11 protein-coding genes are annotated in these 12843 nt (G+C 68.7%); 2 read left to right on the forward strand and 9 right to left on the reverse strand.

The annotated features are described in order from the left end of the window. Positions 1-561: 561 nt before the first annotated feature. The 3 genes from D581_RS0128945 to thyX all read right to left on the reverse strand — a co-directional run bounded on the left by D581_RS0128945 (position 562) and on the right by thyX (position 4183). Positions 562-2247, reverse strand: a complete 1686-nt coding sequence (locus tag D581_RS0128945; RefSeq protein ID WP_018960638.1) for a ribonuclease J — start codon at positions 2245-2247, stop codon at positions 562-564. A gap of 146 nt (positions 2248-2393) precedes the next feature. After that, the gene (dapA, locus tag D581_RS0128950) at positions 2394-3293 is read right to left on the reverse strand and encodes a 4-hydroxy-tetrahydrodipicolinate synthase (protein WP_018960639.1); all 900 of its coding nucleotides are present in this window, start codon (positions 3291-3293) and stop codon (positions 2394-2396) included. 152 nt (positions 3294-3445) lie between these two features. Continuing rightward, entirely contained in the window at positions 3446-4183 is a 738-nt protein-coding gene (thyX, locus tag D581_RS0128955; RefSeq protein ID WP_018960640.1) for an FAD-dependent thymidylate synthase, read from the reverse strand. Between the two features lie 195 nt (positions 4184-4378). Here thyX and D581_RS0128960 point away from each other — a divergent pair, with 195 nt between their 5' ends. Next, positions 4379-4618: a hypothetical protein gene (locus tag D581_RS0128960; protein ID WP_018960641.1), complete on the forward strand. Its 240-nt coding sequence runs from the start codon at positions 4379-4381 to the stop codon at positions 4616-4618. Between the two features lie 109 nt (positions 4619-4727). Next, entirely contained in the window at positions 4728-5279 is a 552-nt protein-coding gene (locus D581_RS0128965) for a hypothetical protein (protein WP_018960642.1), read from the forward strand. 108 nt (positions 5280-5387) lie between these two features. Here D581_RS0128965 and D581_RS0128970 read toward each other — a convergent pair whose 3' ends face one another. The 6 genes from D581_RS0128970 to eccD form a co-directional block, all read right to left on the reverse strand. Continuing rightward, positions 5388-5948: a tetratricopeptide repeat protein gene (locus D581_RS0128970; protein WP_018960643.1), complete on the reverse strand. Its 561-nt coding sequence runs from the start codon at positions 5946-5948 to the stop codon at positions 5388-5390. A gap of 11 nt (positions 5949-5959) precedes the next feature. Beyond that, positions 5960-6712, reverse strand: a complete 753-nt coding sequence (gene dapB, locus D581_RS0128975) for a 4-hydroxy-tetrahydrodipicolinate reductase (RefSeq protein ID WP_018960644.1) — start codon at positions 6710-6712, stop codon at positions 5960-5962. A 17-nt stretch (positions 6713-6729) separates the two neighbouring features. Beyond that, positions 6730-8109 (reverse strand): M16 family metallopeptidase, encoded by a 1380-nt coding sequence (locus tag D581_RS0128980; protein WP_018960645.1) that lies wholly within the window; start codon positions 8107-8109, stop codon positions 6730-6732. Next, complete coding sequence (locus D581_RS0128985) at positions 8106-10319, reverse strand: polyribonucleotide nucleotidyltransferase (protein ID WP_018960646.1); 2214 nt, start codon at positions 10317-10319, stop codon at positions 8106-8108. The genes D581_RS0128980 and D581_RS0128985 overlap by 4 nt, the downstream gene beginning before the upstream one ends. 337 nt (positions 10320-10656) lie before the next feature. Continuing rightward, positions 10657-10947: a 30S ribosomal protein S15 gene (gene rpsO, locus D581_RS0128990; protein WP_003965855.1), complete on the reverse strand. Its 291-nt coding sequence runs from the start codon at positions 10945-10947 to the stop codon at positions 10657-10659. Between the two features lie 275 nt (positions 10948-11222). After that, positions 11223-12725 carry a type VII secretion integral membrane protein EccD gene (eccD, locus tag D581_RS0128995; protein ID WP_032753250.1) on the reverse strand — a complete coding sequence of 501 codons (1503 nt, stop codon included), beginning with the start codon at positions 12723-12725 and terminating at the stop codon, positions 11223-11225. Positions 12726-12843 lie beyond the last annotated feature (118 nt).

Below are 12843 nucleotides of genomic sequence, written 5' to 3' on the forward strand. Positions count from 1 at the left end.
ATTGCCTACCGGTCACCGAAGTGAACCCGTAGGACTTTCAAAGGAACCACCAACCTGCCGAAGCAGGCCGGGGTATCAACATATCTGGCGTTGACTTTTGGCACGCTGTTGAGTTCTCAAGGAACGGACGCTTCCTTCGGTCCCGTTTCACCGGGGCCCTCCGGGCGCTTCCCTTCGTTTACTTCTTTGTCTTGCTGTCTTGCGTTTCCGACTCTATCAGACTCTTTCTTGTCCGATTCCCGGTCGAAGCGGGTCTCACATCTCGCTTTCCAGGTCCTCCGCTTTCGCGTTCTCCCTTTCCAGCGAGTCCGACTTTACCAGACTCTTTTCCGTTCCGTTTCCGGTTCGAATTCGATTTCTGATGGCCTGCGGAGTGGCCTTACCTTTCGGCGGATCCGACTTTATCAGAGATTCTGAGTCGGAATTCCCGCCCCGTCCGGGGCTTCCCAGGCGCACGAGTGCGCGCGGTGCTTCCCGTTCAGGCGGAGACGTAAACGTACTGGAGCGGGGCTCCCCGATGCAAATCGGGGGCCCCGCTCCAGGTCAGGCGGTCGTGAGGGATCAGACCTCGACGACGACCGGAAGGATCATCGGGCGCCGGCGGTAGGTGTCGGACACCCACTTGCCGACGACCCGGCGGACCATCTGCTGGAGCTGGTGGGGCTCCATCACGCCGTCCTGCGCCGACTTGTCCAGGGCTTCCTGGATCTTCGGCGTGACGGCCACGAAGGCGCCGTCGTCGATACCGGAGCCCCGGGCCTGGATGTGGGGACCGCCCACGATCTTGCCGGAGGAGCTGTCGACCACGATGAACACCGAGATGATGCCCTCGTCGCCGAGGATGCGGCGGTCCTTGAGGGAGGTCTCGGTGACGTCTCCGACGGAGAGGCCGTCGACGTAGACGTACCCGGCCTGGACCTTGCCGACGATCTTCGCCTTGCCGTCGATGAGGTCGACGACCACGCCGTCCTCGGCAATGACGATGTGGTCCTTCGGCACGCCGGTAAGGGCGCCCAGTTCGGCGTTGGCGCGCAGGTGGCGCCATTCGCCGTGGACCGGCATCAGGTTCTTCGGCTTGCAGATGTTGTAGAAGTACAGCAGCTCGCCGGCCGAGGCGTGGCCCGAGACGTGGACCTTGGCGTTGCCCTTGTGGACGACGTTGGCGCCCCAGCGGGTCAGGCCGTTGATCACGCGGTAGACCGCGTTCTCGTTGCCCGGGATCAGGGACGACGCGAGGATCACCGTGTCGCCCGGGACGATCCGGATCTGGTGGTCGCGGTTGGCCATCCGGGAGAGGGCGGCCATCGGCTCGCCCTGCGAACCCGTGCAGACCAGCACGACCTCGTCGTCCGGGAGGTCGTCGAGGGTCTTGACGTCGACGACCAGTCCGGCGGGAACCTTCAGATAGCCCAGGTCGCGGGCGATGCCCATGTTGCGGACCATCGACCGGCCGACGAAGGCGACCCTGCGGCCATACTCGTGTGCGGCGTCCAGGATCTGCTGGATGCGGTGCACATGGCTGGCGAAGCTCGCCACGATGATGCGCTTCTGGGCGTTCGCGAAGACCGTGCGCAGGACGTTGGAGATGTCCCGCTCCGGCGGCACGAAGCCGGGAACCTCGGCGTTCGTGGAGTCGGAGAGGAGGAGGTCGATGCCTTCCTCGCTCAGCCGGGCGAACGCGTGGAGGTCGGTGAGACGGCCGTCCAGCGGAAGCTGGTCCATCTTGAAGTCACCGGTGGCCACGGCCATGCCCGCAGGGGTGCGGATGGCGACGGCGAGAGCGTCCGGGATGGAGTGGTTGACCGCGATGAACTCGCAGTCGAAGACGCCGATGCGCTCGCGCTGGCCCTCGGTGACCTCAAGGGTGTACGGGCGGATCCGGTGCTCCTGGAGCTTCGCCTCGATGAGCGCGAGGGTCAGCTTCGAGCCGATGAGGGGGATGTCCGGCTTCAGGCGCAGCAGGTACGGGACACCACCGATGTGGTCCTCGTGGCCGTGCGTGAGGACGATGCCCTCGACGTCGTCCAGGCGGTCCCGGATCGTGGTGAAGTCCGGAAGGATCAGGTCGATGCCGGGCTGCTCCTCCTCGGGGAAGAGGACGCCGCAGTCGACGATGAGTAGGCGGCCGCCGTACTCGAAGACCGTCATGTTGCGGCCGATCTCGCCCAGGCCGCCGAGCGGGGTGACCCGCAGGGCGCCCTTCGGGAGCTTCGGCGGGGTACCGAGTTCAGGATGCGGATGACTCAAAAGACTCTCCTTACCACGCACGCCACGTACCGCTGAGGCACGTGGCGCGCATGTCATTCGTGCACTTGCTGCTGTCTTGGGGTGGTGCTCGATGCGAGTCGCCTCGCGTGTTCAGTTGTGAAGTCCGTGTTCAAAGAAGTCGGTGCTCAGAGCTGTACCCCGCCGGCGGCGAGATCGATCTTGAGCTGCGCCGTCTCCTGGGCGCTGAGTTCCACCAGCGGCAGGCGCAGCGGTCCGGCCGGGAGTCCCTGGAGGGTCAGGGCGGCCTTCGTGGTGATGACGCCCTGGGTGCGGAACATCCCGGTGAAGACCGGGAGCAGCTTCTGGTGGATCTCGGTGGCCTTCTGGACGTCGCCGCTCACGTACGCGTCGATCAGGGCCCGGAGCTCGGGGGTGACCATGTGGCCGACCACGGAGACGAAGCCGACCGCGCCGACCGAGAGGAGCGGCAGGTTGAGCATGTCGTCGCCGGAGTACCAGGCGAGTCCCGATTCGGCGATGGCCCAGCTGGCGCGGCCCAGGTCGCCCTTGGCGTCCTTGTTCGCGACGATCCGCGGGTGGTCGGCCAGCCGGACGAGGGTCTCCGTGTCGATCGGCACTCCGCTGCGGCCGGGGATGTCGTACAACATCACGGGCAGGCCGGTGGAGTCGGCGATGGCCGTGAAGTGCCGGAGCAGGCCCTCCTGCGGCGGCTTGTTGTAGTACGGCGTCACGGCGAGCAGCCCGTGGGCGCCGGTGCGCTCGGCCGTCCGGGCGAGCTCGACGCTGTGCCGGGTGTCGTTGGTGCCGATGCCGGCGACGACATGCGCTCGGTCGCCGACCGCTTCGAGCACCGCCCGTACGAGCTGGTCCTTCTCCGTGTCACTGGTGGTCGGGGACTCACCGGTGGTGCCGTTGACGATCAGGCCGTCATTGCCTGCGTCCACCAGGTGGGCGGCGAGCCGCTGGGCGCCGTCGAGGTCGAGAGCGCCGTCCGCCGTGAAGGGCGTGACCATAGCGGTGAGGACCCGCCCGAAGGGGGTCTGCGGAGTGGAGATCGGAGCCATGGGTAACACGCTACTCGCTGCTCAGCGCGCGGGGTCCCCTCGGGGGGACGGGGAAGAGGAGCCCGGCACTGCCTGCTCGGGGGTTCAAGCAGTGCCGGGTCCGTTTGATCAGCCTAGATGAACTTCTCGAAACGCCGCAATACGGACACCGCCTACGGGGCTACCCGTCCATTTTTGTTGAAGGCCGCATGAGTGAGCGGCATGAGCTGCTCCCAGTGGGCTTCCATCTGCTCGCCGACCATCTCGATCTCGCGCTGCGGGAAGGACGGAACCTTCGCCAGCTCGTGCTGGGTGCGCAGGCCGAGGAAGTGCATCAGGGAGCGCGCGTTGCAGGTGGCGTACATGGTGGAGAAGAGGCCGACCGGCAGGACCGCGCGGGCGACCTCGCGGGCCACGCCCGCGGCCAGCATCTCCTGGTACGCCGCGTAGGAGGCCCGGTAGGACTCCTCCATGGCGCGGGTCGTCAGGTCGTACTGCTCCTCGGTGCCCTCGACGAACTCGTACTTGCCGGGGCGGCCCTGCTGGACGAGCTTGCGGGAGGTCCCGGGGACGTAGAAGACCGGGTCAAGCTCCCTGTAGCGGCCCGATTCCTCGTTGTACGACCAGCCGACGCGGTGCCGCATGAACTCGCGGAAGACGAAGATCGGGGCGCTGACGAAGAACGTCATCGAGTTGTGCTCGAACGGGCTGCCGTGCCGGTCCCGCATGAGGTAGTTGATGAGCCCCTTGGAGCGCTCGGGGTCCTTGGTGACCTCTTCGAGCGACTGCTCGCCGGCGGTGGAGACCCGGGCGGCGAACAGCACGTCCGCGTCGCGCGCGTCGCTCTTCACCAGCTCGACGGTGACGTCGCTGCGGAAGTGGGGCTTTGCGGGTTCGGGAGTGTCGGTCACCGACAGGGGTCCTTCCAATGGCGTCGCTCTGGCGGCGACCACTTTACGGGCCGTCGGCACGCGTGCACGCGCCGACCTCGGGGCAGCCGTTCGTGGAGTTCCCCCAACAAGTACGGCGATTCGGGCACCGATCCGGTCTCTCGTACGTCTGACTCATTAGCAGCACCCGTCACTGAGATCAAGGAGAGTTTCCTCATGTTCCGCCGGCGTGAAGCCGTCCCGTTCTCGTTCGTCGCCGAGTCCGACCGATTCCGCAGCAATGTCACTCCCCCTCCCTCGGCCCGCGCCACCGTTCCCGAACTTCTGGGACGGTCCCTCGTCGGGCTCACCGTGGTCGCCGGCCTCGTGGGCTCGCTGCTGCTGGGGCTCCCGGGTCTCGAATCCCCGCAGTCCCCGGCGCACGGCAAGCAGTCCGAAGCGTCACAGGGTCGCTGACTCGTACGCCGCTGACTCGTACGGACCCCCTGGGGTGGTCGGGCCGGTGGCACTCTCGGTAGCCTCACCGGGCACAGCAATCGAGCGTGCTTGTGAGTGAGGATGAGTCGTGCCCCTGCCCTTTCTGACGGCCGACCGCGCATTCGACGCGAGCGCGGAGGACGTCGCACTGCCGTTCGACGACCACGACAGCTGGCGGCGGCCCTACCGCCCCGGCCCGTGGCGGGTCGCGGCGGCGGCCACCCTGTTGTTGCTGGCCTCGTTCGTTCTGCTCGCGGCCATGATCATCGGTGTGGCCGGAGCGCCTTCGGGCGCCACCGTGTGCCTGGCTCTGGCCGGCGCGCTGATCGGCGCCGCCCTGCGACTGCTGCGGGTCGGCGCTTGGGTCAGCCGTCACGGAGTGCGGCGCGTCGCGTTCTTCCGGACCACCACGGTGGCCTGGAGCGGCACGTCCGCGGTTCGTACGGTCCAGCAGCCCGTGAAGTGGATGGGTCTTCCCCGTACGGTCCAGGGCCAGGCGCTCGTCGTGGTCCGGCAGAGCGGTGAGACGCTGCCGCCGCTGACCACGGACCACAACGCGGACTTCCTCGGGCGTGAGGAGGCGTTCGAGCGGGCCACGGACGCGGTGGAGGCCTGGGCGGACGAGTACCGCCAGGTGTGAGCCGTCGCTTGTACGTGGATGAGCCCGGGGCCCCTGGTGGGGTCCCGGGCTCATCTGCGTACGCGGGGAGGGATGTCCTCGATCGCCGGACGGGCTTGGTTGGTGTCCTCAAGCGCCGGACGGGCCGGATGGTGCGGTCGGGCTTGGTGGTGCGGTCGGGCTTGGTGGTGCGGGGGCGTCGGACGCACCGGAGGGTGCGGGCTCGTCGGGCGGGGCGGAGGCGGTCGCCGGGCTGGATCGGTGCAGGGCGATGGCCCTCTGCATGGCCTTGCGGGCTCTCGGCGTGTCCCTCGCGTCCTGGTAGGCGACCGCCAGCCTGAACCAGGTGCGCCAGTCGTCCGGGGCGTCCTCCGTCTCCTCGCGGCGCTTGGTGAAGACCGCGTCGGCGGCGTCCCGGTCGATGCGGCCGGACGGCGTGCGGGCCAGGTCGTCGACCGGCAGGCCGCCCTCCGCGTCCAGCTCGGCTGCCAGGGCGTTGGCGCGGCGGACGAACTGGGTGTTCTTCCAGAGGAACCAGACGCCGATCACCGGCAGGATCAGCACGGCGACGCCGAACGTGACCGTGACCAGCGTGCCGTGCCGGATGAGCATCAGGCCGCGGCTGCCGACCAGGACGAAGTAGAAGACCAGGACGGCGGCCGTGACGATGTAGGTGATCTTTGCGCGCATGAGGGGCTCAGTCAGTTCAGGTCGAGGAAGTGTTCCAGGCCGAACGTGAGGCCCGGAGTGGTCACCACGCGGCGGACACCGAGCAGGATGCCCGGCATGAAACTGCTGTGGTGGAGGGAGTCGTGGCGGATGGTGAGGGTCTCGCCCTCGCCGCCGAGGAGCACTTCCTGGTGGGCCAGCAGGCCGCGGAGCCGGATCGCGTGGACCGGGACGCCGTCGACGTCCGCACCGCGCGCGCCGTCCAGCGCGGTGGCGGTGGCGTCCGGCTGGGGTGCGCTGCCCGCCTTGGCGCGGGCCGCCGCGATGAGCTGGGCGGTGCGGGTGGCGGTGCCGGAGGGGGCGTCGACCTTGTTCGGGTGGTGCAGTTCGACGACCTCGACGGACTCGAAGTAGCGGGCGGCCTGCTCCGCGAACTTCATGGTGAGGACGGCGCCGATGGAGAAGTTCGGGGCGATCAGGACGCCCGTTCCCGGGGAGTCGTCCAGCCAGGTGGTCAGCTGCGCGAGCCGTTCGTCGGTCCAGCCCGTGGTGCCGACGACGGCGTGGATGCCGTGCCGGACGCAGAAGTCGAGGTTGCCCATCACCGACGCGGGGGTGGTGAGCTCGACGACTGCCTGGGCGCCGGTGTCGGTGAGGATCTCCAGCTCGTCGCCCCGGCCCAGGGCCGCCACCAGCTCCAGGTCGTCGGCGGCCTCGATCGCGGTGACGGCCTCTGAGCCGATGCGGCCCTTCGCACCGAGAACGGCTACGCGCAGCTTGCTCATCTTGATTCCTTAGGGGATTAGGAGACCGCTTCGTGGAGGCGGTCCGCCTGCTTGTCCTTGAGCGGGCCGATGACCGAGAGCGAGGGGCGTCGGGTGAGGAGCTCGCCCGCCACCTCCCGTACGTCGTCGGGGGTGACCTCCGCGATGCGCGTGAGCATGTCGTCGACGGACATCTGCTCGCCCCAGCACAGCTCGCTCTTGCCGATACGGTTCATCAGCGCGCCGGTGTCCTCCAGGCCGAGGACGGTGGAACCGGATAGCTGCCCGATGGCGCGGGCGACCTCGTCGTCGTCCAGGCCGTGCGTGGCGACCCGGTCCAGCTCGTCGCGGCAGATCTTCAGGACGTCGTGGACCTGGTTCGGGCGGCAGCCCGCGTACACGCCGAAGAGGCCGCAGTCGGCGAAGCCCAAGGTGTACGAGTACACGCTGTAGGCCAGGCCGCGCTTCTCCCGGACCTCCTGGAAGAGGCGGGAGCTCATGCCGCCGCCGAGGGCGGTGTTGAGCACGCCGAGCGCCCAGCGGCGCTCGTCGGTGCGGGCGAGGCCGGGCATGCCGAGGACCACGTGGGCCTGCTCGGTCTTGCGGTTCAGCAGCTCGACCTTGCCGGCGGTGCGCAGGGTGCGGGAGCCCTCGCGGGGCGCCATGGGGGCGGCGTCGTGACGGGAGAGGGCCCCGGCGCGTTCGAAGGCCTTGCGGACCTGTCGTACGACCGTGGCGTGGTCGACGTTGCCGGCGGCGGCGACGACCAGGTGCGTGGGGTCGTAGTGCTTCTTGTAGAAGCGGGCGATCTGGCCGCGGTTCAGCGCGTTGACCGTGTCGACGGTGCCGAGGACGGGGCGGCCGAGGGGGGTGTCGCCGAGCATGGTGTGCGCGAACAGGTCGTGCACGCAGTCGCCCGGGTCGTCCTCCGTCATCGCGATCTCTTCGAGGATGACGCCGCGCTCGGCGTCGACATCCTCGGGGGCGATCAGCGAGCCGGTCAGCATGTCGCAGACGACGTCGATGGCCAGCGGCAGGTCGGTGTCCAGGACCCGCGCGTAGTAGCAGGTGTACTCCTTCGCCGTGAAGGCGTTCATCTCGCCGCCGACCGCGTCGATCGCGGAGGAGATGTCGAGGGCGGTGCGCTTGGCGGTGCCCTTGAAGAGGAGGTGTTCGAGGTAGTGGGTCGCGCCGTTCAGGGTGGGCGTCTCGTCGCGGGAACCGACGTTGGCCCAGATGCCGAAGGTGGCGGACCGGACGGAGGGCAGGGTCTCGGTGACGATCCGCAGACCGCCGGGGAGGACGGTCCGGCGGACGGTGCCGATGCCGTCCTTGCCCTGGAGAAGCGTTTGGGTACGGGCGACGGCCCGCCCCTCCGAAGAGGGGCGGGCCGTCGTCGCGGAACTACGGGACGTCACTTGTCGGTGTCGTCCTTCGTCTCGTCCTCTTCACCCTCGACGACGGGGATGAGGGAGAGCTTGCCGCGGGAGTCGATCTCGGCGATCTCGACCTGGACCTTGGCGCCGACGGCGAGCACGTCCTCGACGTTCTCCACGCGCTTGCCACCGGCGAGCTTGCGGATCTGCGAGATGTGCAGCAGACCGTCCTTGCCCGGCATGAGCGAGACGAACGCACCGAAGGTGGTGGTCTTGACGACCGTACCCAGGTAGCGCTCGCCGACCTCCGGCATGGTCGGGTTGGCGATCGCGTTGATCGTGGCGCGGGCGGCCTCGGCCTGCGAACCCTGCTGGGCACCGATGTAGATGGTGCCGTCGTCCTCGATCGTGATGTCGGCGCCGGTGTCCTCCTGGATCTGGTTGATCATCTTGCCCTTCGGGCCGATGACCTCACCGATCTTGTCCACCGGGATCTTGACGGTGATGATCCGCGGGGCGTTCGGGGACATCTCGTCCGGGACGTCGATGGCCTCGTTCATGACGTCCAGGATGTGCAGACGCGCGTCACGGGCCTGCTTCAGCGCGGCGGCCAGGACCGAGGCGGGGATGCCGTCGAGCTTGGTGTCGAGCTGGAGCGCGGTCACGAACTGCTTCGTGCCGGCGACCTTGAAGTCCATGTCGCCGAAGGCGTCCTCCGCACCGAGGATGTCGGTGAGGGCGACGTAGTGGGTCTTGCCGTCGATCTCCTGCGAGATCAGGCCCATGGCGATACCGGCGACGGCGGCCTTGAGGGGCACACCGGCGTTCAGCAGCGACATGGTGGAGGCGCAGACCGAGCCCATGGACGTCGAGCCGTTGGAGCCCAGCGCCTCGGAGACCTGGCGGATCGCGTAGGGGAACTCCTCGCGCGAGGGGAGGACCGGCACGATGGCGCGCTCGGCGAGCGCTCCGTGGCCGATCTCGCGGCGCTTGGGCGAGCCCACGCGGCCGGTCTCGCCGACGGAGTACGGCGGGAAGTTGTAGTTGTGCATGTAGCGCTTGCGGGTCACCGGGGAGAGGGTGTCCAGCTGCTGCTCCATCCGGAGCATGTTGAGGGTGGTGACGCCCAGGATCTGGGTCTCGCCACGCTCGAACAGCGCCGAGCCGTGCACGCGCGGGATGGCCTCGACCTCGGCGGCGAGCGTACGGATGTCCGTGACGCCACGGCCGTCGATGCGGACCTTGTCCTTGATGACGCGCTCGCGGACCAGCTTCTTGGTCAGCGAGCGGTACGCGGCGGAGATCTCCTTCTCGCGGCCCTCGAACGCCGGGAGGAGCTTCTCCGCGGCGATCTCCTTGACGCGGTCCAGCTCGGCCTCGCGGTCCTGCTTGCCGGCGATGGTGAGCGCCTGCGTCAGGTCGGAGGTGACGGCCTTGGAGAGCGCCTCGAAGACGTCGTCCTGGTAGTCCAGGAAGACCGGGAACTCACCGACCGGCTTGGCGGCCTTGGAGGCCAGGTCGGACTGGGCCTTGCAGAGCGCCTTGATGAAGGGCTTCGCGGCGTCCAGACCGGCGGCGACGATCTCCTCGGTGGGAGCCTCGGCGCCGTCCTTGACGAGCTGGATGGTCTTCTCGGTGGCCTCGGCCTCAACCATCATGATCGCGACGTCGCCGTCCTCCAGGACGCGACCGGCGACGACCATGTCGAAGACGGCGTCCTCGAGCTCGGTGTGCGTCGGGAACGCGACCCACTGGCCCTTGATCAGGGCGACGCGGGTGGCGCCGATCGGGCCGGAGAAGGGCAGGCCCGCCAGGATGGTGGAGCAGGAGGCGGCGTTGATCGCGACCACGTCGTACAGGTGGTCGGGGTTGAGCGCCATGATCGTCTCGACGATCTGGATCTCGTTGCGCAGGCCCTTCTTGAAGGAGGGGCGCAGCGGCCGGTCGATCAGGCGGCAGGTGAGGATCGCGTCCTCGGAGGGCCGGCCCTCACGGCGGAAGAAGGAGCCGGGGATCTTGCCGGCCGCGTACTGCCGCTCCTCGACGTCCACCGTGAGGGGGAAGAAGTCGAGGTTGTCCTTGGGCCGCTTGGAAGCGGTGGTGGCCGACAGCACCATGGTGTCGTCGTCCAGATACGCGACGGCGGAGCCTGCGGCCTGCTTGGCCAGGCGGCCCGTCTCGAAGCGGATGGTGCGGGTGCCGAAGGTTCCGTTGTCGATAACGGCCTCGGCGTAGTGGGTCTCGTTCTCCACTAGTAATTTCTCCATACTCGTCGTCTTTCGTCCTCACGCCCGTGTGGCGGGGGACGGTGCGGGAGAGGCGCACCGTGGATGCGGGCCGGTCTTCGATCGAAGCTCCCGGGCATGTTCCCGGGGGCCACTACCGAGGACCGGCGGCGGCGTCGTCGCGCCTCTCCCTCGTTCCTGCGTTCTTGCGTCCTGCATTTTTTGCTCGCGCGTTCCCGCTGATGCGTTCTCGGGCGAGCGGGTGTCACTGCACCCAGGTTACTGAGCTTGACACCGGTCGTGCACATACGGCAAAGGGAGCGGTCCCCTCAAACGCGGGAACCGCTCCCTTTCCACAGCGTCCTTACTTGGCGCCGCCGGCCGCGCCACGGCGGATGCCGAGGCGGTCGACGAGCGCACGGAAGCGCTGGATGTCCTTCTTGGCCAGGTACTGCAGGAGGCGGCGACGCTGGCCGACCAGGATCAGCAGACCACGACGGGAGTGGTGGTCGTGCTTGTGCGTCTTGAGGTGCTCCGTCAGGTCCGAGATCCGGCGGGAGAGCATGGCGACCTGGACCTCGGGGGATCCGGTGTCACCCTCCTTCTGGGCGAACTCGGACATGATCTGCTTCTTCGTAGCGGCGTCGAGCGGCACGCGTACTCCTCTTGATGTTCGAAGCGCCCACGAGTGCCCCTGGTCTTGATCTCAGGGGAGCTTCCGTGACTCGGAGGCGAAGGTCCGATGAGCGCAGCCCCCAGGATGATCCGAGGACGCGTACACAAACGGCCACTGGACAGAGTACCAGCCATTCGGGTCATGCCTCACCGCTGGTCAGCCGGTGCCCGGCGCTGAACGACCACCGCCCGCCGGTCGCTGATCGACCCGTGCCCTTCGGTGATCATTCGACGCCCTTCGACGCCTTCTGGTGATCAGCTGGTGAGGGCCCGGATCGAGTGGTAGACGTCGAAGACCGCGAGGCAGAGCGGGAGCAGGGTCAGCAGGACGACCGTCTCGGCGATCTCCAGGAAGCGTCCCCAGAACGGGGTCACCCCCTTGCGCGGCACGATCAGGCCGATGGCGGTGATCAGGACGGCGACGCCGGCGACCGCGGCGGCGAGCCACACCGTACGGATGTCGAGTGCGGCGCCGTCTCCCCGCAGCGCGTCGCGCACCAGGGCGACCGGCGGGTTGAGGGACAGCCCCAGGCCCAGCAGGACGAGGGAGCCGAGGCCCGCGGCGAGCGCGCAGCCGACCTGGGCCGTGTAGCGGAACAGATGGGCGCGCATCAGCATGGCGACGCCGGTGGCCAGGGCGAGCAGCTGACCCCAGACGTTGTTCGAGAATCCCAGCACCGCTGCGGCGGCCACGGCGACCAGGGCGCAGCCGCCGACCAGGCCGAGGAGCAGTTCATGGCCGCGCCGCGCCTGGGCGGCGAGGCGTACGGCGTCCACCGGGCCCGTGGACGCGGGCTCGGAGGTCCCGTAGTCACCGACCGTGGTGCGGGGCGGCTCGAACCCGATGGGCAGCCGGGCGAAGCGGGTGGAGAGTCCCGGCAGGAAGGCGAGAGCCCCCACGGCGAGCGGGGAGCACACGGCGGCGGCCTCGATCGGCCTCATGTCGCTCAGGATCGCGATGAAGGTGACCAGGAGGCCGACGGCGCTCGCGAAGACGAACGCGACGAACGGCCCGTCCCCGCCGGGCGCGACGATCATCAGAATGACCGCCACGACCAGGACGGCCGCACAGGCGAGCAGGAACTGAAGCCGTCCGACGCCCTGCCCGGCGCTCAGGGGCAGCAGACCGGAACCGGCCACCGCCGCGTTCACCAGGGCCCCGGTGCCGAGCGCGATGGACGAGGCACGGTCGTCGTACACCCGCGCACGCACACAGGCGAAGGCGAGCAGGAGCAGGGCGACGATGCCCGCCAGGATTCCGGGCAGGCCGTTCATGTCGTGGCGCGGATCGGCGGTCCACAGCACGAAACCGAGCAGTGTCAGCAGGACGGAGCCGCCGAAGAGGCCGGCCCCGCGCATGAGGGCGTCGCCCCAGAGCGTGCGGTCCTTGGCCACGGCGGTGGCGACGGCGTCCGACACGTCGTCGAAGACGGCGGGGGGCAGCGATTCGGAGAAGGGCCGCATCGACAGCAGCTCGCCGTCGAGAATGCGGTGGCCGGCGAGCGTACGGGCGCTGTCCAGGACGGTGCCGTCGCGGCGCACCAGGTGGTAGCCGACGGGTGCGCCGGGAGCGGGGCTCTGTCCGGACAGCCGGAGGATCTCGGGATACAGATCGGCTACGGGGATGTCCTCGGGCAGGGCCACGTCGACACGGCTGTCGGGCGCGACGACCGTGACCCGGCAGAATCCGGTGCCGCTGCCGGACGGGGTCCCGTGACTCTGCCGACCGGATCCGGTGGCTGCCGCTTGGGCCGTCATGGTCACCTGTTGCTCCCCCTACTGGCTTGTCCTGCTGCTGTCTGCGCCGCTTCCGCCGGGTCGCGTCCGCTTCTGCCGGAATCACACCGCCGGGACCACGGATCGCACCGCTCGTCCC

It is taken from the genome of Streptomyces sp. CNB091 (assembly GCF_000377965.1).

Coding starts and splice junctions, on each gene's coding strand:
- D581_RS0128960 (WP_018960641.1), top strand. CDS start 4,379: ATGTTCCGCCGGCGTGAAGCCGTCCCGTTCTCGTTCGTCGCCGAGTCC.
- dapA (WP_018960639.1), bottom strand. CDS start 3,293: ATGGCTCCGATCTCCACTCCGCAGACCCCCTTCGGGCGGGTCCTCACC.
- dapB (WP_018960644.1), bottom strand. CDS start 6,712: ATGAGCAAGCTGCGCGTAGCCGTTCTCGGTGCGAAGGGCCGCATCGGC.
- D581_RS0128970 (WP_018960643.1), bottom strand. CDS start 5,948: ATGCGCGCAAAGATCACCTACATCGTCACGGCCGCCGTCCTGGTCTTC.
- eccD (WP_032753250.1), bottom strand. CDS start 12,725: ATGACGGCCCAAGCGGCAGCCACCGGATCCGGTCGGCAGAGTCACGGG.